Here is a 22,774-nt window from a genome sequence, read left to right as displayed (position 1 = left end):
ACGATTTTCGGTCGCGGCGTACGCTGCCGCGATGACCGCACCGCGTCGCATCCTGGTCTACGGGGTGCATGGCTCGGGCAAGTCCACTCTCGCCGAGCGCCTGGCCGAGCGCCTCGGGTTGCCGTGGTATCCGGTGGACGACCTGTTGTGGCTGCCGGGGTGGGTCGAGGTGCCGGTCGCGCAGCAGCGCGGGCGCATCGAGGAGATCTGCCGTCGGGACACCTGGATCCTCGACGGCGCGTACCACGGATGGCGGGACGTGCCGCTGGCCCGTGCCGACCTGGTGGTGGCCCTGGACTACCCGTGGTGGCGCTCGTTCTGGTGGATGCTGCGTCGCACCCTGCGTCGCCTGGGCACGGGCGAGGTGATCTGCAACGGAAACCGGGAATCGCTGGGCAGTGTGTTGTCCCCGGACTCGATCCTGGTCTGGCACGCCTCCGCGTTCGGCCGGGAACGGCGGCGAATGCGGGCCTGGCAGGCCGACCCGGCCGGGCCGCCGGTGGTGCTGTTCACGAGTCCGGCGGGCCTGGATGACTGGTTGGCGGGCCTACCGAACCGGTGACGCCGGTCAGGATTCAGAGCCACGCCGCCGCGCCGAACACCGCCTGGCATACCCGCGAGTTACGCCCCGACCTACATCGAGGGTGGTCCGAGTGCAGCGACCGCCATCACCAACGACGCCGCGTACCGGGCCGCCCTCGACGAGCGGCACACCGCGATGACCGGGCAGTTCGGTCTCCGCAGCGCACAGGTGACCGTCCCTGCGGAGCCCGGCCCCGATGACCGGCACACCAACCGGCGGCTCACTCCCCGCTGGGGAGTGGGCCGCCGGTGTCGCGCATGGTCAGTTCCGAGGGCGCCCGGCCGGCAGGTCACCGGCCGGGCCCTCGATCAGGACTCCCGGGTACGACGCCGGGCGAGGAAGAACGCGAACGCGCCCAGCACGACAAGCGCACTTCCGATGCCCGTCATGGCCGGGACCGCGCCACTGCCGGTCACCGGCAGGATGGGTCTCCTGCCGTCCCCGGGGCTGCCGGGTGCTCCGGGACTGCCGGGTGCCCCAGGGCTACCGGGTGCGCCTGGGCTACCGGGTGCGCCTGGGCTACCGGGTGCTCCGGGACTACCGGGTGCTCCGGGTGCTCCGGGTGCTCCGGGTGCGCCGGGGCTACCGGGCGCCCCAGGGCTGCCAGGTGCGCCGGGTGCGCCGGGTTCTCCGCGTGCGCCGGGGCTGCCGGGTGCGCCTGGGCTGCCGGGTGCGCCTGGGCTGCCGGGTGCGCCGGGGCTGCCGGGTGCGCCGGGGCTGCCGGGTGCGCCGGGGCTGCCCGGTGCGCCTGGGCTACCGGGCGCGCCTGGGCTACCGGGCGCGCCTGGGCTACCGGGCGCGCCTGGGCTACCGGGCGCGCCTGGGCTACCGGGCGCGCCTGGGCTGCCGGGTGCTCCGGGGCTGCCGGGCGGGCCGGACGGGCCGGGAGGACCGGTGGGCCCGGGTGGACCTGTCGGTCCGGGTGGGCCGGTGGGGCCGGCGCACAGCGGCGCGGTGATGTCGTTGTCGTCGAGAGTCACGGCGGCGGTTCGCGCCAGCGCGCGGCCCTGCAGGGTCGCCTCCGTGGCCATCGTGACCGAGGCGAGCGCCATGACGTTGCCGACCATTGTGGTTCCCGTGCCGATCGTCGCCGAGCTGCCGACCTTCCAGAACACGTTGCAGGCCGAGGCGCCGTTGGTCAGTACGACGGTGCTGTCCGACGCCGTCGTCAGCGAGGAGTCGATCTGGAAGATGAACACGGCCGAAGGGTCGGCCTGGGCGTTGAGCGTCAGCGTCCCGGTCAGTTGTGCGGCTCCGATTCGGTAGACGCCCGGGTTGAGGGTGTTGCCGCCCAACTCCGACGGGATGACGGTGAACGGCGTCCGGCCGGCGGCGTCGTTGAAGGCGATCGTCAGGTCGCTCTGGGCCTGGAGAGCGACCGCGTCGCCGAGGTGGATCTCGCCGCCGATGGTTGCCGTCCCGAAGCCCATTGCGGTGTTCCCCGGGTATCGTCCGAGGCTCTGGGCGAGGAAGCTGGGGCCGGTGTTGGTCGGCTCGGCGCCGGCGAGGACGGAGAAGTTGCCGGCTGTCCCCATGTTCACCGGTGCGTCTGCGGCAACGGCTGGTGTCGTGTTGACCAGCAGGAGGCCGGCTGCGACGGCGGCCGCCGCAGCCGCCGCGAGCGCCGGTAGGAGACGTCGGCGAAGACGATGATGACTGGGTTTCGCTGTCACAGAACACCCTCCGTGGGTACTACTTCGCAGGGGGCGCCTGGTGGGCCGCGCCCTGCGCGAAACTGCCGTGATGACGTGGACAAAGTGCGGTGACCACCACATCACGTCATCGGCGCGTATACCCACAAAACGGGATATTGCGTACGAACCGGAGCGCAATAGCCATTCATATTCATGTTTTCCCTATTACGCCCTGTGATTGCCCGACGCCTACTCCCGCGCCGCCACCTTCGCGAGAAGTGGCCGCTCGTCGATCGACAGGCGAAACTCTTCCCAGGCCAACGGTCGTCCTCAGTGCTGGTGTGTCGGCGCGGGCCGGATCGCCCGGCCGTGCACGCAGGGTGAGGACGGGCCGTTGCTGGTGGCCGGGAAGCGGAACCGACGCAGCTCCTCGATCACGAACCCTTCGGCACCGATGGCGGCGACGGTGTCGCGGTTGGTGTGGCAGCCGGCGAACAACTTCGGCCACAGTGTCGCGTCGAGCAGGCGTTGGGTCCGGTGCAGGCGGCTGCTCTGCTCGGCGGCGACGTGTTCGAAGAAGCGCAGCTGGCCGCCGGGGCGCAGCACCCGGCTGACCTCCGCGAGCGCGCTCGCCTGATCCGGCACGGTGCACAACACGAGCGCGACGACGGCCGCGTCGAACTCGCCGTCACCCGCGGGCAGGGCGTCCGCCAGACCGTCGACGACGGTGACCGGCACCGGTGCGCTCGGTGCCGCCCGCTCGGCGGCGGCGCGCAGTCGACGTTCCGGCTCGACGGCGACGACCTCGGTCACCGCGGGTGGATAGTGGGCGAACATCCTGCCGTTGCCCGCGCCGATCTCGATCACCCGGCCGGACAGGCCAGCAACCAGGTCCCGTCGGAACTCCGCCGTGCCGGCGCGGTCCATGGCGACGCTGAGCCTCTCGTACACCCGGGCGAACACCGGATGGGACACCACGGCCACGTCAGACCTCCAGGGGACCGGCTGATTCTCGTCGCACTGTTCTTGGGCGATTGTCCTGCATCGGTGCACGGTTTCCGTCTTACTGGTGGGCAGCGGTTGCAGACCCACCGCAGACAGGACGTGTTCGACCATGAAGATCGTCGTCATCGGTGGCAGCGGCCTCATCGGCTCCAAGCTCGTGGACAATCTCGGCGCCCAGGGGCACGAAGCGGTGCCGGCGTCACCAAAGACCGGCGTCAACACACTGACCGGCGAGGGAGTGGCCGAGGCGCTCGCCGGTGCCGATGTCGTGGTCGACGTGTCGAATTCGCCGTCGTTCGAGGCCGCCGCCGTTCTGGAGTTCTTCGAGACGTCCACCCGCAATCTCCTCGCCGCCGCGGCGGCGGCCGGGGTGGGCCACTACGCGGCGCTCTCGATCGTGGGGTGCGACCGGATCCCGGACAGCGGGTACATGCGGGCGAAGGTCGCCCAGGAAAAGCTCATCGTCGCGGCCGGGATCCCGTACTCCGTGGTGCACGCCACGCAGTTCTTCGAATTTCTCCAGGGGATCATCGACGCCGCCACGGACGGCGACACCGTGCACCTCGCGCCGGTCCTCATCCAACCGATGGCGGCGGACGACGTCGCGGCCGCGGTCGCCGACGTCGTGGTCGGTGCGCCGACAAACGCGGTGGTCGAGATCGCTGGCCCGGAGCAGTTCCGCCTCGACGAACTGGGCCGATCCATCCTCGCGTCCCAGCAGGATCCCCGGTCGGTGGTGGCCGACCCGGGTGCCCGGTACTTCGGTGCCACGCTTGGCGAACGCTCGCTGGTCCCCGCCGACGGCGCCCGCATCGCCACCACGAGCCTCGACGACTGGCGTACCCGGGCCGGGTGAGCCGGCCGCTACCCGGCCGCGACGGGTGGGTCCGCCCGCCCACCCAGACGCCGCACCAACTCCCGCACCGCCGCGGTGAACGACTCGTCCGCCTCGTCCGGCCAGTGGCCGTGGATCGGAGGGGGAACGCTGTCGCTGGCCGGCGTCACCACGTCCCGGGGATCGCGTTGTCGACGATCGACGGTGTCGGCCGGGTCGCTTCCCGCAGCCGCCCGGGGTGACCGGTGGGGGGAGAAGACCCAGCCGCCGATCGGGTCGGTGTCGCGCCACAGGTTCACCCACCGCCAACCGACCCGGTGGCCGATGTCGTGCAGTGCCGCATCGTCGATGTAGGCGGGAAAGAGCCGCGCGTAGAGGCGACGCAGCGGTGACCCGTGGGTGAGCAGGGCGACCCGGCTGCCGACCTCCGGCGGCAGTTGGAGCACCGTCGCGGCGAGCAGCACCGAGCCGTGGCTGTGCCCGGTGAGCAGCACGGCATGGCCGCTCTCGACGAGGTACGTGATCCGGCGGGTCAGCTCCGGCACGGCGCGTTCGGCGTAGCAGGGCGGTGCGAAGGGGTGGGCGGCTCGGGGCCAGAACGTGCCGAGGTCCCAGAGCACGCCCACGTGCCGCCGGAACGGGATGGTCCGGTAGGCGAAGACGCTGCCGACGATCATGCCGAGGATGATCGCGGCGATCAGCCAACTGCCGAACGCGATGGCGAAGGTGACCACGTCCGCCGGCAACCCGATGTTTCTCTCGACCACGTCGCTCGGGAACTGTCCCAGCAGGCCGATGGTGGTGTTGGCCGTGGCGAGGCCGGCGAGGCAGCCGAAGAGCACCGCCAGCGGCACCAGCTTCTCGGTGAACCGGGCCCGGGCTATCGCGTCGCGGACCTGCCGCAGTCGGGTGCTGGCCTCCGGCGGCGGGTCCGGGTAGTCGTGGGCGACGATCGCCGCGGCGTCGCGACGCCGGCCCCGGCGGGAGATCACGATGACCAGACCGGCGACGACAAGCGTGACCACGATCGCGCGCAGGAAGCCGAAGATCACCCACGTGTACGCGCGGGGTGGACCGGCGGCGATGCCCGCACCGGTTGGCGTGTCCCGGTCGAGGAAGTCCGCCGCCCGGTAGACCACCTCGGCGGAGTACGCCACCGCCACGCTGATCCCGGCGGCCGCGATCGCGAGCCCACCCAACCCGAACAGCGGCGTCGCACCTCGCTGCCGGTCCCGGCGCCGGAGCAGCACCACGGCCAGTGCGGCCAGCAGGGTGGTCTGTGCGACGAACAGCCCGGCCAGGGTCATGTCGTAGCCGGGCAGCTCGCGACGTCCGTCCCACGGCTGCGGACTGGCCAGCACGTAGGCCACCACGAGGACGGTCAGGACGATGGCGCTGGACCGTAGCGCGTGGGTGATCCCGTCGAGGCGCCGATCCGTCGCGGCCCGGTCGATCAGCGGGGGAGTGCAGAGCGATCCCACGCAGGCGGCCAGGACCACCACGGTGGCCACCGTCAACGCGACGCCGATGGCGGTGGCGCCGCTGGCGACCCGGGCCAGGAGCAGGGTGAGGTCCAGCGTCGCGAACGCGGCGGCGACGTGGATCGAGCGCAGCCGCCCGACCAGCGGCTCGGCGTCCCACTGACCGACCGCGCCGAGCCGATGCCCGGAGACCTGCTCGGGTGCGCGAAACGCCTCGAACGTCCGCCCCGGCCGGTTGCTGATCCGCCAGATCAGGCCGATCGCGGTGGCCGGGACCAGCGCGAGTACCGCCAGTCGCACCCCGACCGGCCGGCCGCTCAACCAGGACAGCCAGCTGCGTCCGGCGAGGCAGTTCGCCGAGTTCAGACACTTCCAACCCACGAGATCCAGGGCGACGCCGGCGATGCCGAGCACGTAGAGCACGGTGAGCGTGAGCGCCAGCAACCGGCACAGCGACCTGACCGTCGCCTCGGAACCGGAGTTCGCGGGACGCATCCAGATCGCCACGTTGACCAGCATGAACGGCAGCAGGAAGACCAACCCCAGGGCGCGGACCACGGTCCCGGCGGGCAGATCACCCCAGCGGTACGACTCCAGCGTCAGCCCGTGCGCGCCGGTGGCGTCCGAGTACCGGGGACGCGGCCGGTAGAAGCCTCCGTTGCGGTCACCCGCCACCTGCGAGACCTGCCGCAGGTCCAGCACCTCTTCGGCGTTCGCGCCGGAGACGCCGTGCACCCGCAGCTCGACGATGCCGCCGGTGGTGTCTGGCTCGCTCAACCGCGCTGGTCCATCCGAATGCCCCCCGAGGCGTCTCGGCAGCCCTCGGGCACACGATCCACCCGAGGCCAGCCCTGCCAGCCCGCCGTGCCGGGGCCGCCACCCGGACGGCGGCAGACCGCGGTCTACCCGAACCGGACGGCCTCAATCGCGGCCCGCCCACGCCGCGACGGACGCCGTGGCTGCCCTTCGTCGTGGTCGGCGCCGCGCACACGCTCGGGCGGGGAGGTCGACGCACCGGCGCGGGGGATTGATCGGGTGCTGGCGGGGTAGGTGCCGCCATGGTCGCTGCCGGTCGGCACGGAGCGGACGGCCGCGCTCCGATCGTGGTCCGGCTCTGGGACCGCGTGGTGGCCACGCTGCGCGACCGGATGCGTCGGGTACGGGCCTTCGGCGGGCTCGCGGTGCAGGCCGGTCTGGCCGCGGCGCTGGCGTGGTTCGTGGCGCACGAGCTGCTGCACGTGTCGCAGCCGATCTTCGCACCGATCTCCGCGGTCTCGACTCTCGCCGCGTCCGTCGGCCAACGGCTCCGCCGTACCGTCGAACTGATCATCGGTGTCACCGTGGGGGTGCTGATCGGCGATCTGCTGCTCGTGCTGATCGGCACCGGGTGGTGGCAACTCGTCCTGATCGTCGTGCTCGCGATCGTGGTCGCGCTGTTCCTCGTGGGCAGTGCGGCGGTGGTGGTCCAGGCCGGAGCGACGGCGGTGCTGATCGCCACGCTCAGTCCGTCCATCCGTGATCTGGAGATCCCTCGGTTCGTGGACGCGCTCGTCGGGGGCGGGCTGGCGCTGCTGATCACCACCGTGCTGCTGCCGCTGAACCCGCTGCGGGTGCTCAACCGGGCCGCGCGGCCGGCGTTGGACCTCCTCGCCACCCAACTCGACGCGACCGCCGGCGCGCTGGCCGAGCGGGACGCTGATCGGGCCCGCACCGCCCGCAGCGAACTGCGGCAGAACAAGGGCCAGGTGCAGGCGTTCGTCGAGGCGACCCAGGGCGCCCGGGAGGCCAGCGTCCTGTCGCCGGTGCACTGGCGCGAACGGCACGGTCCGGTGAGCCGGTACGCGCAGGCGGCAGAGCCGATCGACCGGGCGATGCGCAACAGCGGGACCCTCATCCGCCGGTCGGTGACGCTGATCGAGGACGGTGAACCGGTCCCGGACGCGCTGCCGGGGGCGGTGGCCGATCTCGCCGAGGCCGTCCGGTTGCTCAAGCGGCAGTTCGCCGCCGCGGTCGAGCCGAACCGGGCACGTGAGCAGGCGCTGCGGGCGGTCCGGACGGCCGGTGCGGCCTATCGGGAGGGGGTCGGCTTCTCCGGGGCGGTGGTGGTGGCACAGGTCCGGACGACCGTCAGCGACCTGCTGGTGGCCTCCGGGCTGACTCAGGCAGAGGCGAATCACCTGGTCCGGGGCATGTTCGGCGAGCTGGAAGCACCCGGCGTGCCGCGGCGGGCCTGATCGGTCGGCACCATTGTGAGCCACGCCTGTTGCGTTCTGAGCCAAAGTGGTGCCATGATGGTGCCATGGAGCTGAGGTCATACGTCGAGAACCTGCGAGACGAGTTCGCCATTGCTGCCGAGGGGGTCGACCCCGAGGCCCGGATGCTGGCCGAGCGGCTCTTCGCCCAGTTGGAGGCGGCGACCCGTCTCACGTTGCTCGAGGCCCTGTCCGACGCCGCCGACGAGATCACCCGCGATCTCGCGCCGGGTTCGGTGCACGTCCGGTTGCGCGGGCGCGAGCCGGACTTCGTGGTGACGCCGGCCAGCCCGCTCGTCGACGAGGTGAGTGAGGCCAGCGGCCCGCCGCCGCTCGCCACGCCAGCCCCCGCGCCGGAGGGGGAGGACGGTGGCACCTCGCGGATCAACCTCCGACTCCCCGACCACCTCAAGGCAAGCGTCGAGGAGGCCGCCGGGCGGGCCGGGCTCTCGGTCAACGCCTGGCTGGTACGCGCCGTCGCCGGTGCCGTCAGCGCCGGCGAGACGGAGCGTCGCCCGCCCCGCCGGGTGGAGCCACGCTCCGGCCAGCACCTCACCGGCTGGGCCCGCTGACTCTCCGTACCCCCTTGTTTTCCCGCCGCTGACCAGCGGCGACAGTCGCCGACCACCTTTCGGGAGACCACCATGCCTGTTTTCGAAACGCCAGAACCCATCGCCGTCCGGGTCGAGCTGCCCGTGGGAGATGTCTGGATCAAAGCGACCGACCGCACCGACACCGTGGTGACGGTGCGGCCCCGCGACCCGTCGAGCAAGGCCGACGTGAGCACCGCGGAACAGACCACCGTCCAGTACGCCGCAGGACAACTGCTGATCAGGGTGTCGAAGAGTTGGCGCCGCTACGGCTTCGGTTCCGGGCCGTCGGTCGACGTCCTGATCGAGCTGCCGGCCGGGTCGCGAGTGCACGGCGAGTCGTCCTGGGCGGCGTTCCGCTGCGAGGGTCGGCTGGGCGAGTGCCGGATCAAGACGGGGAGCGGGATCCGGCTCGACGAGACCGGGCCGTTGGACATCGACAGCAGCCACGGCGAGGTCGCGGTGGAGCGGGTCACGGGCTCGGCCCGGGTGAAGGTCTCCTCCGGCAAGGTCCGCATCGGGGCGGTCGACGGCTCCGCCGAGATCAAGAACTCCTCCGGTGACTGCTGGATCGGCCGCAGCGGCGGCGACGTCCGGGTCAACACCGCGTACGGCGACATCACCCTCGACGCGCCGCTGGCCTCGGTGACGGCCCGCACCGCCTACGGCAACGTCCGGTTGGGCGAGGTCGTCCGAGGGGCGATCGAGCTGAACACCTCCTACGGCGCCATCGAGGTCGGCATCCGGCGTGGGACCGCCGCCTGGCTCGACGTCAGCTCCAAGCACGGCCGCGTCCACAACGCCCTGGAGACGACCGACGGCCCGGCGCAGACCGACGAGACGGTCGAGGTCCGGGCGAACACCTCCTACGGCGACATCATGATCCGCCGCGCCTGACCCGCCCACCGCGACCACGAAGGAGGAGACCATGACCAGCTCCACGAAGCCCGCGATCGTCGCCACCGACCTGCGGAAGTCCTACGGTGACAAGGTCGTGCTGGACGGCATCGACCTGATGATCAGCGAGGGAACGATCTTCGCGCTGCTCGGCCCCAACGGCGCCGGCAAGACCACCACTGTGCAGATTCTCTCCACCCTGATCAACGCCGACGGCGGGCACGCCCGCGTCTTCGGCCACGACCTGGCCCGAGACCCCGACGCGGTACGCGAACTGATCGGCGTCACCGGCCAGTTCTCCGCCGTCGACAACCTGCTCACCGGCCGGGAGAACCTTCTCCTGATGGCCGACCTGTGTCACCTGGACAAGAGTGTCGGCCGGCGACGGATCACCGAGCTGCTCGACCAGTTCGACCTGACCGAGGCGGCCGGCAAGCCGGTGTCGACGTACTCGGGAGGCATGCGGCGGAGGCTCGACCTCGCGATGACCCTGGTCGGCGCGCCCCGCGTGATCTTCCTCGACGAGCCGACCACCGGTCTCGACCCGCGCAGCCGTCGGGCCATGTGGCAGATCATCCGCGCGCTCGTCGCCGAGGGCGTCACCATCCTGCTCACCACCCAGTACCTGGAGGAGGCCGACCAGCTCGCCGATCGCGTCGCGTTCCTCGACCACGGCCGGCTGATCGCCGAGGGCACCCCACGTGAACTCAAGCGGCTCATCCCGGGTGGCCACGTGGTGCTGCAGTTCGCCGACCAGGACGGGCTCGAATCGGCGGCCCGTACGTTCGCCGCCGGCAGGCGGGACGACGCGGCACTCACCCTCCAGGTGCCGAGCGACGGAGGGGTCGGGTCGCTGCGTTCGCTTCTCGACCACCTCGACCGTGCCTCGATCAGCGTGGCCGGGCTCTCCGTGCACACCCCCGACCTCGACGACGTCTTCCTCACCCTCACCGGCCAGCCGGACTCCCGCGCCGGCCGACCCGACCAGGAAAGGGCTCCAGCGCGATGAGCACCGTCTCCCTCGCCGTGCGCGACTCGAGCACCATGCTGCGACGCAACCTCCTGCACATGCGGCGGTACCCGTCGATGACCATGCTGCTCATCGGCATTCCGATCATCATCCTGTTGCTCTTCGTCTACGTGTTCGGCGGCACGCTCGGCGCCGGCCTCGGCCCGTCCGGCGGTCGCTCCCAGTACGCCAACTACGTCACCCCCGGCATCCTGCTCATCACGGTGGTCAGCGCGGCGCAGGGCACCGCCATCTCGGTCGCGATGGACATGACCGAGGGCATCATCGCCCGGTTCCGGACGATGGCGATCTTCCGACCGTCGGTGCTCACCGGCCACGTACTGGGCAGCCTGGTGCAGACCCTGCTCAGCCTCGCAGCCGTCATCGGCGTGGCGCTGCTCGTCGGGTTCCGGCCCACGGCCAACCCGGTCGAATGGCTCGCGGCGATCGGCGTCCTCGCCATGATCACCTTTGCGCTCACCTGGCTGTCGGTGGCCCTCGGTCTGGTGAGCGAGAGTGTCGAGACGGCCAGCAACCTGCCCATGCCGCTGATCCTCCTGCCGTTCCTCGGCAGCGGCTTCGTCCCCACCGACTCCATGCCGACCCCGGTGCGGTGGTTCGCCGACTACCAGCCCTTCACGCCCGTCATGGAGACCCTTCGCGGTCTGCTGCTCGGCACCGGGATCGGCGCCAACGGGATCGTCGCGGTCGTCTGGTGCGTCGTCATCACCGTGGGCTGCTTCTTCTGGGCCAAGTCGCTGTACAACCGCAGTCGGGCCACCTGATCCCGGCACCCCCGCCCGACGTCCCGCCATCGCGACGGACAGCCGGCGACTCGGCCCACGGGGCCGAGTCGCCGGCTGTCCATGTCGCGCGGCGCGGCCCGACGGCGGTCCGTCGCGAGGGCTTGATCGACTCGGATTTCTTGGAGTCGGCCGGTCTCCCGCGCTGGGACCCCCCGATTTCAAGGAACGCGAGTGGATCAGCCCGGCCCGCCACCCGTCCGTCCGGCGGGCTCGCGGACCGCTCCGGGTAGGACTCAAACGTCGAATGTTATCGATAACACCCGCCCGTCCCGAGGCCACGAGGTGAGCCCGTAGTCGCCGGGGGAGCGCTCGCTTGCGAGCCATCGCGATGCCGGCAGCCATGCCAGAGGTCCGACCATGGGAGCGCGGCGACCCGGTGATGTTATCGCCAACATCATCAGGCGCCGGTGCTCGGCGGGCGTCCCGTGGTGAGGGTGGTGCGGTACCTGTCGCCCGGCCCGCCGAGGAGCGTTCGGTCGGTGGCCGATCCGTGCGGCAGGCCGCGTTCTCGGTGCCGGATCGGGGGCCGACACCGGATTCGCGTGCTTTGTGGCGGTCCGCCAGCGACGCGCCCGAGTCGGCTCGGCTTCCGCGTTCCGTTACGGAGCTGTTGCGCCTAGATGTCTTGACGAGGCTGGATGTGAGCGTTAACACTATCCCCGTTAACGGTGGAGGTGAACATGAACCGTGTGGACGGAGCTGACGACCGCTACGTCGTCGGTGTCGACTTCGGCACCCTGTCCGGGCGAGCTCTGGTGGTCCGTGTCGGTGATGGTGCCGAGTTGGGGACCGCGGTGCACGAGTACGGCGACGGCGTGATCAGCACGGCGCTTCCAGGAGGCCGAGCGCTGCCTCCGGACTGGGCTCTGCAGAACCCGGACGACTACCGCGACGTGCTGCGCAACGCCGTCCCGGCAGCGGTGTCCGCCGCGGGGGTGGATCCCGCCGCGGTGGTCGGCATCGGCATCGACTTCACCGCCTGCACGGTGCTGCCGACGCTTGCCGACGGCACCCCACTGTGCGAGACGCCCGAGTTGCGCGACCGGCCGCACGCCTGGGTCAAGCTGTGGAAGCACCACGCCGCGCAGCCGCACGCCGACCGGATCAACGCGCTGGCCCACGAGCGGGCCGAGCCGTGGATCGGCCGCTACGGCGGCAAGATCTCCGCCGAGTGGCAGTACGCCAAGGGCCTGCAGATCCTCGAGGAGGACCCCGAGGTCTACGACCGGGCCGAGCGCTTCGTCGAGGCGGCCGACTGGATCGTCTGGCAGCTCTGCGGCACCGAGACCCGCAACGTCTGCACCGCGGGCTACAAGGGCATCCTCCAGGACGGTCACTACCCGTCCGAGGGCTTCCTGACCGCGCTCAACCCCGACTTCGGCGACTTCGTGACCAAGCTCGACGGTCCGTTGCTGCCGCTCGGCGCCCGGGCCGGCGCGCTCACCGCCCAGGCCGCCGCGTGGACCGGCCTGCCGGAGGGGATCGCGGTGGCCGTCGGCAACGTCGACGCGCACGTCACCGCGGCGTCCGCGCAGGCCGTGGAGCCCGGCCGTCTCGTCGCCATCATGGGCACCTCGACCTGCCACGTCGTCAACGGCGCGCAGGTCGCCGAGGTGGCCGGCATGTGCGGTGTGGTGGACGGCGGCATCAGCCCCGGCGCGTGGGGTTACGAGGCCGGGCAGAGCGGTGTCGGCGACATCTTCGGCTGGTTCGTCAAGCACGCCGCCCCGGCCGGCATCGACTCGCACGAACAGCTCACCGAGCTGGCCGCGAGCCAACCGGTCGGTGCGCACGGGCTCGTCGCGCTGGACTGGTGGAACGGCAACCGCTCGCTGCTGGTCAACCACGACCTCAGCGGGATGATCGTCGGAATGACCCTGGCCACCCGGCCGCAGGACATCTACCGGGCGTTGCTGGAGTCCACGGCCTTCGGCACGCGGATGATCATCGAGGCGTTCGTCGATGCCGGTGTGGCCGTGAACGACCTGGTGATCGCCGGTGGTCTCACCAACAACGCGCTGCTGATGCAGATCTACGCCGACGTGACCCGGCGACCGTTGAACATCATCGCGTCCGCGCAGGGGCCGGCCCTCGGGTCGGCGATCCATGCCGCCGTCGCCGCCGGTGAGTTCCCGTCGATCCACGAGGCGTCGCAGGCGATGGGCCGGGTGCACGAGGCGGTCTACCGACCGGACCCGGACCGGGCGCGCGCCTACGACGCCCTGTACGCCGAGTACCGGGCGCTGCACGACCACTTCGGTCGCGGCGGCAACGACGTCATGCTCCGCCTGCGGGCGATCCGCAACGCGGCCGCCGAGACCGCCACGGCCACCCAGGAGGCCGCGCTGGAGGTCGTCGCGTGACAGCGGCCGGCGGGCGGAACGTCTCCGGTCGCCAACCAGTCCCACCGGCGGGTTCCTGACCCTCTGCGGCCACACCCGACCCGCCGGTCTGCACCACCCCGAAGTAGCAGCACGCAACACCCGCGTACGCCGCTCCTTGCACATCGGCGGTTGGCGCGGTTCCCCACCACACCGAGCCAAGGAGATTCGATGCGCAAGATGCGAATGCACTCCGCTCCGTGGCGCGCTGCCACGGTCCTCGCCAGTGTGCTGCTCGTCGGCAGCATGGCGGCCTGCGGCAACAGCGACACCGGCGGCGGCGGCGACACCAAGGACGACGGCAAGATCACGATGGGCTTCTCGCAGGTCGGCGCGGAGAGCGGCTGGCGTACCGCGAACACCACCTCGATCAAGGAGTCCGCCGCCTCGGCGGGCATCGAGCTGAAGTTCGACGACGCGCAGCAGAAGCAGGAAAACCAGATCAAGGCGATCCGCAACTACATCCAGCAGAAGGTCGACGTGATCGCCTTCTCGCCGGTGGTGGAGTCCGGTTGGGACACCGTGCTCAAGGAGGCCAAGGACGCCAACATCCCGGTCATCCTGACCGACCGCTCGGTGGACTCGGCCGACAAGTCGCTGTACAAGTCGTTCCTCGGCTCGGACTTCGTCAAGGAGGGCAAGCTCGCCGGTGAGTGGCTGGTCGAGCAGAAGAAGACCGCCACCGGCCCGGTGAACATCGTCGAGCTGCAGGGCAACACCGGTGCGGCGCCGGCGAACGACCGTAAGAAGGGCTTCGGCGAGGCGATCGCCGCCAACCCGAACCTGAAGATCATCGCCTCCCAGCCGGGTGACTTCACCCGCGCCGGTGGCAAGCAGGTCATGGAGCAGTTCCTCAAGGCCAACAAGCAGATCGACGTGCTGTTCGCGCACAACGACGACATGGGCCTGGGTGCGCTCGAGGCGATCACCGCCGCCGGCAAGGTGCCGGGCAAGGACATCACCATCATCACGGTCGACGCCGTCAAGGATGGTATGCAGGCCCTCGCCGACGGGAAGTTCAACTTCATCGCGGAGTGCAGCCCGCTGCTCGGCCCGCAGCTGATGGACCTGGCCAAGAAGGTCCACGCGGGCGAAGAGGTTCCGGCTCGGATCGAGACCCAGGAGACCACCTTCACCCAGGCGCAGGCCAAGGAGGCTCTGCCCACCCGCAAGTACTGATCGACGTCGGGGGGCCGCCGCGCTCGCGTGGCGGCCCCGCCTCGTCCCCCCATAAACCCGAACGGACCGGGCATGACCCGCGATGACCCGTGCCACGCCCGCCCGAGCCCCCCGCAGGGGCGGCCGGGCGTGCGCGGTGGGAGCGCAGCGGCCCTTCCGCGTCGACAACCCCCAGAAGAGGTCTGATGGGATGACGGATAGCCGTCCGGTCCTGACGATGACCGGGATAAGCAAGTCCTTTCCCGGGGTGCGCGCACTCCACGACGTAAACTTCCGGCTCTTTCCCGGCGAGGTGCACGCCCTGATGGGCGAGAACGGCGCCGGCAAGTCGACCCTCATCAAGGTGCTGACCGGCGTCTACGACACCGACGAGGGCGCGATCACCCTGGACGGCGAGGCGGTGTCCTTCAGCGGGCCGATGCAGGCGACCGCCCACGGCGTCAGCACCGTGTTCCAGGAGGTCAACCTCTGCACCAACCTGTCGGTGGCGGAGAACATCTTCATCGGCCGTGAGCCCCGGCTCCTCGGCGCCGTCCGCTGGGGCGAGGTTCGCCGCCGCGCCCGAGCCCTGCTCACCCGCCTCGACCTCGACCTCGACGTCAGCGCGCCGCTCGGCTCGTACTCGCTGGCGATCCAGCAGATGGTCGCCATCGCCCGCGCCATCGACATCAAGGCCCGGGTGCTGATCCTGGACGAGCCGACGTCCAGCCTCGACGCCGGCGAGGTGGCGCAGCTGTTCCGCATCATGCGGCAACTGCGCGACGAGGGCATCGCGATCCTGTTCGTGACCCACTTCCTCGACCAGGTCTACGACATCGCGGACCGCATCACCGTGCTGCGCAACGGTGGGCTCGTCGGCGAGTACCTGACCACCGAGCTGCCCCAGCTCTCCCTGGTGGAGAAGATGATCGGCAAGGAACTCGACGTCCTCGAGGGCATTGAGGAGCACTCCCGACGGGACCTCGCCGCGGTGGAGAAGGGCACCCCGCTGGTGGCGGTGTCGGACTTCGGCCGGGCGGGGGCGGTCGAGCCGTTCAGCCTCACCATCCACGCCGGCGAGGTGGTGGGCCTGGCCGGCCTGCTGGGCTCGGGGCGTACCGAGGTCGCGCGGTTGTTGTTCGGCGCGGACCGGACCGACGGCGGTCAGGTCGTGGTGGACGGCACGTCGAGTAGCCTGCGGACCCCCGCGCAGGCCATCGACCACGGCGTCGGCTTCTGTTCGGAGAACCGCCGCGCCGAGGGCATCGTCGCCGACCTGTCGGTCCGGGAGAACATCATCCTCGCCATGCAGGCGGCCCGTGGCTGGCTGCGTCCCATCCCGCGTCGTCGCCAGGACGAGCTGGTCGACAAGTACATCAAGGCACTCAACATCCGGCCCGCGGACCCGGAGGTTCCGGTCCGCAACCTCTCCGGTGGCAACCAGCAGAAGGTGCTCCTGGCCCGGTGGCTGATCACCGAGCCGCGGCTGTTGATCCTCGACGAGCCGACCCGGGGCATCGACATCGGCGCGAAGACCGAGATCCAGAAGCTGGTGACGCAGCTGTCCGACGGTGGCATGGCGGTGCTGTTCATCTCTGCCGAGTTGGAGGAGGTGCTGCGCCTCAGCCACAAGGTGGCCGTCATGCGGGACCGCCAGATGGTCGCGCAGCTCGCCAACGACGACAGCCTCAACGCCGACCGCATCATGCAGACCATCGCGAGTGGGTCCCACCGCGAGGAGGCAGACCGATGAGCGACACCGTGAGCCGCTACCGGACGATCACCGGTCACCGGCTGTTCTGGCCTGCGGCCGTGCTGGTCGCCATGCTCGCCGCGAACACGATCTACCGGCCCGGGTTCCTGTCCATCGAACTCAAGGACGGGCACCTCTACGGCTCGCCGATCGACATCCTGCGGTTGAGCGCGCCGTTGATCCTCGTCGCGCTGGGCATGACCCTGGTCATCTCGACCGGCGGCATCGACCTGTCGGTCGGCTCGGTCTGCGCGATCAGCGGCGCGATGGCCTGCATGTACATCAGCAAGCAGCCCGACCAGAACAGTCTCACCGTGGTGCTGACCGCCCTCGCGATGGCGTTGGGGGTCGCGCTCGTGCTGGGCGTCTGGAACGGGGTGCTGGTGGCCGTGATCGGGATCCAACCGATCATCGCCACCCTGATCCTGATGGTGGCCGGCCGGGGTCTCGCCCAGCTGATCACCCAGGGGCAGATCATCACCATCAACTCCGGGCCGTTCCGGACGATCGGGCTGGGTCACCTGCTGACCCTTCCGCTGGCCATCTTCATCGCCCTTGCCGCGGCGGTGCTCGTCGCCGCGTTCACCCGCCGCACCGCACTCGGCATGATCATCGAGTCGGTGGGCGGCAACGCGGAGGCGAGCCGACTCGCCGGTATCCGCTCCGGCCGGGTCATCTTCCTCGCGTACGTCGTCAGCGCCGTCTGCGCGGCGGTCGCCGGCTTCATGATGACGGCCAACGTCTCCAGCGCCGACGGCAACGCCGTCGGTCTCTGGGTGGAGTTGGACGCCATCCTCGCGGTCGTCATCGGTGGCACGTCCCTCGCCGGCGGCCGCTACTTCCTGAGCGGCACCATCCTCGGCGCGCTGATCATCCAGACCCTGACCACCTCGGTGTACGCCATGAACATCTCGCCGCAGACCTCGCTGCTGTTCAAGGCGGTCGTCGTCATCGCCGTCTGCCTCATCCAGGCGCCGGCCTTCCGGGCCCGGTTCGCCCGCCGCAGGCGCAGCGTTCCGCCGTCCGCCCCCATCGCCGACAAGCCGAAGGAGCAGGTGCCGGCATGACCACTGGAACGCTTACCGCCGGTCGTACCCGGTTCCGGCTGCCGAGGAAGCAGATACCAGTCCTCGCGACGCTCGCCCTGCTGCTGGTGATGTACGCCATCGGGGTGTCGCAGTACACGGCGTTCTCCAACGTGCAGGTCATCTTCAACGTCTTCATCGACAACGGCTTCCTGCTCGTCGTCGCGGTGGGTATGACCTTCGTGATCCTCACCGGTGGCATCGACCTGTCGGTCGGGTCGGTCGTCGCCATGACGGCGATGGTGTCGGCCGCGCTGCTGCAGGACGGCATGCCGGCGGCACTGGTACTCGTCATCGCCCTGCTCATCGGCCCGACGCTCGGTCTGCTGATGGGTTGCGCCATCCACTTCTTCGAGATCCAGCCGTTCATCGTCACGCTCGCCGGGATGTTCTTCGCCCGGGGCATGTGCACGTTCATCTCCGGCTCGTCCATCCCGATCACCGACGGGTTCTGGACCTCGATGTCCCAGGAGCGGATCGGTAACCCGCAGGGCAACTTCGTGTCGATCAGCGTGCTGATCGCCTTCGTCGTGGTCGCCGTCGCCGCGTACGTGCTGGCCTACACCCGGCTGGGCCGCAACGTGTACGCCATCGGCGGCAACCCGCAGTCGGCCCTGCTGATGGGTCTGCCGGTGGGGCGGACCCGGATCGCCGTCTACACGATCAGCGGCCTGTGCTCCGCGATCGGTGGGATCCTGTTGTCCTTCTACACCCTCTCCGGTGCGCCACTGATCGCCGTCGGCATGGAGCTGGACGTCATCGCCGCCGTCGTCATCGGCGGCACGGTGCTCACCGGGGGCGCGGGTTACGTCTTCGGAACGGTGCTGGGCGTGCTGGTCCTGGGCGTGATCCAGACCCTCATCACCTTCGATGGGAGCCTCAACTCCTGGTGGACCAAGATCGTGATCGGCGGTCTGCTCTTCGCGTTCATCCTCCTCCAGCGCCTCATCGGAATCCGTTACAAGTGACAGTTCCTCTCGCGGAAGGCAACCCCATGGCACCACAAACCCAGCCCGAGATCTGGTTCCTCACCGGCAGCCAAGGCATGTACGGCGAGGAGACGCTCCGGCAGGTCGCCGAGCAGTCCCGCCAGATCGCGGCCGCGCTCGACGACTCGCCGCAGATTCCCGCCCGGGTGGTCTGGAAGCCCGTCCTGACCAACAGTGGTGAGATCCTGCAGGTCTGCCGGGAGGCCGCCGCCCAGGGTGCCGTCGGGGTCATCGCCTGGATGCACACCTTCTCGCCGGCGAAGATGTGGATCTCCGGTCTGGACGCGCTGCAGACGCCGCTGCTGCACCTGCACACCCAGGCCAACGTGCTGCTGCCCTGGAACGACATCGACATGGACTTCATGAACCTGAACCAGGCCGCCCACGGCGACCGGGAGTTCGGGTACATCCAGACCCGTCTCGGTGTGGCCCGCAAGACGGTGGCCGGGCACGTCAGCGACCCGCGGGTCACCGCTCGGGTCGGGGCGTGGGCACGTGCCGCGCTCGGCTGGTCGGCGATGCGGTCGCTGCGCCTGGCCCGCTTCGGTGACAACATGCGCGACGTCGCGGTGACCGAGGGCGACAAGGTCGAGGCGGAGCTGCGGTTCGGGGTCTCGGTCAACACCTACGGCGTCAACGACCTGGTCGAGGTGGTCGGTGAGGTCACCGACGCGCAGGTGGACGACCTGGTCAAGGAGTACCAGGACACCTACCGCATCGGCGGCGACCTGCTGCCCGGCGGTGACCGGCACGACTCGTTGCGGTACGCGGCCCGCCTGGAGTTGGGCATGCGCACGTTCCTGGACACGGGCGGGTTCCGGGCCTTCACCACGAACTTCGAGGACCTCGGGGGCCTGCGTCAGCTGCCGGGCATCGCCGTGCAGCGGCTGATGGCCGACGGCTACGGCTTCGGTGGCGAGGGCGACTGGAAGACGTCCGTCCTGGTGCACACGCTCAAGGCGATGTCGGTGGGCGTGGACGGCGGCACGTCGTTCATGGAGGACTACACCTACGACCTCACCCCGGGCGAGGAGTTGGTGCTCGGCGCCCACATGCTGGAGGTCTGCCCGACCATCGCCTCCGACGTACCCAACGTGGAGATCCACCCCCTGAGCATCGGCGGTCGGGAGGACCCGGTCCGGCTGGTGTTCGACGCCGCCCCCGGCCCGGCGGTGGTGCTCGGGCTCGCCGACATGGGCGAGCGGTTCCGGTTGGTGGCCAACGAGATCGACGTGGTGACGCCGCCGCAGCCGTTGCGTCGACTGCCGGTGGCCCGTGCCGTCTGGCGTCCGCGGCCGGACCTGCCCGTTTCGGCCGAGTCGTGGATCACCGCCGGGGCACCGCACCACACGGTGCTGTCGCAGGCGGTGGGCGTGGAGGAGTTGCACGACCTGGCCGAGATGAGCCGTACCGAACTCGTCGTCATCGACGCGGACACCGAGCCCCGCCGCTTCGCCGACGAGATTCGCTGGAACCAGGCCTACTACCGGTTGGCCCGCGGCTTCTGACCGGCGCGGCCCGGCCGCGTCCATGACGGGTGGTCCATCTCGGCCTGCGGGCCGGCGGTGGGCCACCCGTTCGCGTCTGCGTCAGCAGGGCCACGAGGCGATTGTGTTACGCCTTGACTAACAGCATGTTATCGCTCACAGTCTATAGCCAAGATGGTCGATGTCGTTGGCTGGTCCGGCCGCGCGCGCGTCCTACCCCGCGGTTTCGGCACCTCGTCACCGTGACGGTCGGGCAACCGGTGTTAGCGATCACATGGCCGGGCGTGGTCAGCTCGGTGCCCCGCCCGGTGCCGCGGACGCCGACCCAGACCGCACGGTTCGCGTCAGCAGAGGAGGATCATGCTTTCCATCGGTCGGGTTCCCCGGGGTGCACCACGGCGTGGGTGGCTTACGAGACTCGCCGTCGCCGCGATGGTGCTGGTGGTCGGTGGCGCGGCTGCGGCCGTCGCCTCGTCGCCCGCGTCAGCGGCCACGGTCGACACCAGCGCGTGGTACGTGTTGGTGAACCGCAACAGTGGCAAGGCAGTGGACGTGTACAACATGGCCACGAACGACGGCGCGCGGATCACCCAGTGGACGCGCAACAACGGCAACCAGCAGCAGTGGCAGTTCGTCGACTCCGGAAGCGGCTACTACCGGCTCAAGTCGAGGTTGTCGGGCAAGGTGCTGGACGTCTCCGGCCGCTCGACCGCCGACGGCGGGCCGATCGTGCAGTGGTCTGACAACAACGGCACCAACCAGCAGTTCCGGCTGGCCGACTCGGACGGCGGGTACGTCCGGTTGATCAACCGCAACAGCAACAAGGCGATGGAGGTGCAGGGCGCCTCGACCGCCGACGGCGGCAACATCGTGCAGTACGCCGACTGGAACGGCACCAACCAGCAGTGGCAGCTCGTTCGCGTCGACGGCGGGACCAACCCCACGACGCCACCGCCCACCACCACGCCGCCCCCGTCGAACGGGACGTACACGAACCCGGTGGTCTGGCAGGACTTCGCCGACGTCGACATCATCCGGGTGGACAACGCCTACTACATGTCGGCGTCCACCATGCACTACTCGCCGGGCGCGCCGGTGCTGCGCTCGTACGACCTGGTCAACTGGGAGTTCGCCGGACACTCGGTGCCCAAGCTCGACTTCGGCTCGAAGTACGACATGAGCGGCGGCAGTAACGCGTACGTCGACGGGATCTGGGCGTCGACGCTGAACTACCGGCCGAGCAACAAGACGTACTACTGGGCCGGGTGCATCGACTTCGCGCAGACCCACATCTACACCGCGTCCGCCGTCGACAGCACGTGGAGCAAGCACACCACCATCCCCAACTGCTACTACGACGCCGGCCTGCTGTTCGACGACAACGACACCCCGTACGTCGCGTACGGCAACGGCACCATCAGCGTCGCCCAGCTGTCCGCGGACGGGAAGTCGCAGGTCCGCGCCCAGCAGGTGTACCAGACGCCGTCGAGCATCGGGACGCTGGAGGGCGCCCGCTTCTACAAGCGCAACGGCGCTTACTACATCTGGCTCACCCGCCCGGCCAACGGCCAGTACGTGCTGAAGTCGACGAACGGCCCGTTCGGCCCGTACGAGCAGCGGCAGGTGCTGCTCAACCTGCCCGGCCCGATCTCCGGTGGCGGCGTGCCGCACCAGGGCGGACTGGTGCAGACCCAGAACGGCGACTGGTACTACATGTCCTTCGTCGACGCGTACCCCGGTGGTCGGATGCCGGCCTTGGCCCCGATCACGTGGACCGGCGACGGCTGGCCGGTGCTGCAGACGGTCAACGGCACGTGGGGCACCACGTACCCGAAGCCGAACCTGCCGGCGCCGCCGCGAGCGGTCAAGCCGCTCACCGGCACCGACACGTTCGCCGGCACCACCCTCGGTCCGCAGTGGGAGTGGAACCACAACCCCGACAACAGCAAGTGGTCGGTGAACAACGGGCTGAACCTGCAGACCGCCACCGTCACCGGCGACCTGTACAAGGCGCGCAACACGCTGACCCACCGGATCCAGGGACCCACCTCGACCGCCACCATCGAGTTGGACTACTCCACGATGCGCGACGGAGATCGCACCGGCCTGGCGGTGCTGCGCAACTCGTCGGCCTGGATCGGGGTCCGGCGGGACAACGGATCCACCCGTCTGGTGATGCAGAACGGGCTCACGATGGACGGCAGTTGGAACACCACGAGCACCGGCAGTGAGGTGGCGAGCACCGCGGTCTCCGGTGGCCGGATCTGGTTGCGGGCCAACGCCGACATCAGACCCGGGTCCGGCCGGCAGGCCCGCTTCTCGTACAGCACGGACGGGGTCAACTTCACCTCGTTCGGCAACACCCTGACGTTGGCGAACAACTGGCAGTTCTTCATGGGCTACCGGTTCGCCATCTTCAACCACGCGACGTCGGCGCTCGGCGGCGCGGTCACGGTCCGTCGATTCGACCTGACGACGCCGTGACGCCGGTCACACAGCGATCGGTTTGACCGGTGGCGTCGACGAGCGCCGGCCCAGCCGGCACATGGAGTCGGCGCCACCAGGTCATGTTCCAGTCGGCCCTGCTCCACGCTCTCTCCAGGAGCGTGGAGCAGGCTGGCGAGCCACCGCAGCCCGTAACCGCGAGCCGGATGCCCGCGTACGGCGCGTGGGAAAAGCCTTGCGCGGCTTTCGATGCGTAGCACATCCGGGCACAGCCGTCCCGTATTCGAAGCGGATGCTGGCGTAGACTGACGGCGATTCAGCGCTGGTCACCTGGGATTCAGCACCGGCGTGGTGGCTGAGCGAGGGGGATCGGGCCGGGCCGCT

At 70.0% G+C, this 22,774-nt stretch carries 18 protein-coding genes and 1 pseudogene; 15 read left to right on the top strand and 4 right to left on the bottom strand.

Annotated features, from left to right (window positions below):
• Positions 1-31: 31 nt before the first annotated feature.
• Positions 32-562 carry an AAA family ATPase gene (locus tag AB0C01_RS02520; protein WP_357570025.1) on the top strand — a complete coding sequence of 177 codons (531 nt, stop codon included), beginning with the start codon at positions 32-34 and terminating at the stop codon, positions 560-562.
• Positions 563-891: 329 nt separating this feature from the next.
• On the opposite strand, the gene AB0C01_RS02515 is transcribed toward AB0C01_RS02520, so the two are convergent.
• The gene (locus AB0C01_RS02515; RefSeq protein ID WP_357254538.1) at positions 892-999 is read right to left on the bottom strand and encodes an LPXTG cell wall anchor domain-containing protein; all 108 of its coding nucleotides are present in this window, start codon (positions 997-999) and stop codon (positions 892-894) included.
• A 56-nt stretch (positions 1,000-1,055) separates the two neighbouring features.
• Here AB0C01_RS02515 and AB0C01_RS02510 point away from each other — a divergent pair, with 56 nt between their 5' ends.
• Entirely contained in the window at positions 1,056-1,541 is a 486-nt protein-coding gene (locus AB0C01_RS02510) for a hypothetical protein (RefSeq protein ID WP_357570260.1), read from the top strand.
• Positions 1,542-1,596: 55 nt separating this feature from the next.
• Here AB0C01_RS02510 and AB0C01_RS02505 read toward each other — a convergent pair.
• Both AB0C01_RS02505 and AB0C01_RS02500 read right to left on the bottom strand, forming a co-directional pair.
• Positions 1,597-2,118: pseudogene (locus AB0C01_RS02505) on the bottom strand (ice-binding family protein); the annotation flags it as partial.
• 429 nt (positions 2,119-2,547) lie between these two features.
• Positions 2,548-3,201: a class I SAM-dependent methyltransferase gene (locus AB0C01_RS02500; RefSeq protein WP_357254291.1), complete on the bottom strand. Its 654-nt coding sequence runs from the start codon at positions 3,199-3,201 to the stop codon at positions 2,548-2,550.
• Positions 3,202-3,331: 130 nt separating this feature from the next.
• Between AB0C01_RS02500 and AB0C01_RS02495 the strand changes: the two genes are divergently transcribed.
• Complete coding sequence (locus AB0C01_RS02495; RefSeq protein WP_357570024.1) at positions 3,332-4,078, top strand: SDR family oxidoreductase; 747 nt, start codon at positions 3,332-3,334, stop codon at positions 4,076-4,078.
• 8 nt (positions 4,079-4,086) lie between these two features.
• Here the strand turns inward: AB0C01_RS02495 and AB0C01_RS02490 are convergent, their stop codons facing one another.
• Positions 4,087-6,315: a hypothetical protein gene (locus AB0C01_RS02490; protein WP_357570023.1), complete on the bottom strand. Its 2,229-nt coding sequence runs from the start codon at positions 6,313-6,315 to the stop codon at positions 4,087-4,089.
• 281 nt (positions 6,316-6,596) lie between these two features.
• On the opposite strand from AB0C01_RS02490, the gene AB0C01_RS02485 reads away from it, so the two are divergent.
• From AB0C01_RS02485 to AB0C01_RS02430, 12 genes are all read left to right on the top strand, one after another.
• Positions 6,597-7,772 (top strand): FUSC family protein, encoded by a 1,176-nt coding sequence (locus AB0C01_RS02485; RefSeq protein WP_357570022.1) that lies wholly within the window; start codon positions 6,597-6,599, stop codon positions 7,770-7,772.
• Between the two features lie 65 nt (positions 7,773-7,837).
• Positions 7,838-8,362 (top strand): hypothetical protein, encoded by a 525-nt coding sequence (locus AB0C01_RS02480; protein ID WP_357254285.1) that lies wholly within the window; start codon positions 7,838-7,840, stop codon positions 8,360-8,362.
• Between the two features lie 72 nt (positions 8,363-8,434).
• Positions 8,435-9,277: a DUF4097 family beta strand repeat-containing protein gene (locus AB0C01_RS02475; RefSeq protein WP_357570021.1), complete on the top strand. Its 843-nt coding sequence runs from the start codon at positions 8,435-8,437 to the stop codon at positions 9,275-9,277.
• Between the two features lie 31 nt (positions 9,278-9,308).
• Complete coding sequence (locus AB0C01_RS02470; protein WP_357570020.1) at positions 9,309-10,286, top strand: ATP-binding cassette domain-containing protein; 978 nt, start codon at positions 9,309-9,311, stop codon at positions 10,284-10,286.
• Positions 10,283-11,071: an ABC transporter permease gene (locus AB0C01_RS02465; protein WP_357570019.1), complete on the top strand. Its 789-nt coding sequence runs from the start codon at positions 10,283-10,285 to the stop codon at positions 11,069-11,071. The genes AB0C01_RS02470 and AB0C01_RS02465 overlap by 4 nt, the downstream gene beginning before the upstream one ends.
• A gap of 701 nt (positions 11,072-11,772) precedes the next feature.
• On the top strand, positions 11,773-13,455 hold the full coding sequence (gene araB, locus AB0C01_RS02460) for a ribulokinase (protein ID WP_357570018.1): 1,683 nt from the start codon (positions 11,773-11,775) through the stop codon (positions 13,453-13,455).
• A 189-nt stretch (positions 13,456-13,644) separates the two neighbouring features.
• Positions 13,645-14,652 (top strand): ABC transporter substrate-binding protein, encoded by a 1,008-nt coding sequence (locus tag AB0C01_RS02455; RefSeq protein WP_357246139.1) that lies wholly within the window; start codon positions 13,645-13,647, stop codon positions 14,650-14,652.
• A 190-nt stretch (positions 14,653-14,842) separates the two neighbouring features.
• A complete protein-coding gene (locus AB0C01_RS02450) occupies positions 14,843-16,384 on the top strand; it encodes a sugar ABC transporter ATP-binding protein (protein WP_357246136.1) in 1,542 nt (513 codons plus the stop codon).
• On the top strand, positions 16,381-17,451 hold the full coding sequence (locus AB0C01_RS02445) for an ABC transporter permease (RefSeq protein WP_357246134.1): 1,071 nt from the start codon (positions 16,381-16,383) through the stop codon (positions 17,449-17,451). Before AB0C01_RS02450 ends, AB0C01_RS02445 begins: the two co-directional genes overlap by 4 nt.
• Positions 17,448-18,437, top strand: a complete 990-nt coding sequence (yjfF, locus tag AB0C01_RS02440; RefSeq protein ID WP_357246131.1) for a galactofuranose ABC transporter, permease protein YjfF — start codon at positions 17,448-17,450, stop codon at positions 18,435-18,437. Before AB0C01_RS02445 ends, yjfF begins: the two co-directional genes overlap by 4 nt.
• A gap of 26 nt (positions 18,438-18,463) precedes the next feature.
• Positions 18,464-19,966 (top strand): L-arabinose isomerase, encoded by a 1,503-nt coding sequence (gene araA / locus AB0C01_RS02435; protein ID WP_357246128.1) that lies wholly within the window; start codon positions 18,464-18,466, stop codon positions 19,964-19,966.
• Positions 19,967-20,305: 339 nt separating this feature from the next.
• Positions 20,306-22,429, top strand: a complete 2,124-nt coding sequence (locus AB0C01_RS02430) for an RICIN domain-containing protein (protein WP_357570017.1) — start codon at positions 20,306-20,308, stop codon at positions 22,427-22,429.
• Positions 22,430-22,774: the final 345 nt, after the last annotated feature.

It is taken from the genome of Micromonospora sp. NPDC048905 (assembly GCF_040649655.1).
Lineage (GTDB): Bacteria > Actinomycetota > Actinomycetes > Mycobacteriales > Micromonosporaceae > Micromonospora.
This window is presented reverse-complemented; position numbering and strand designations above follow the sequence as displayed.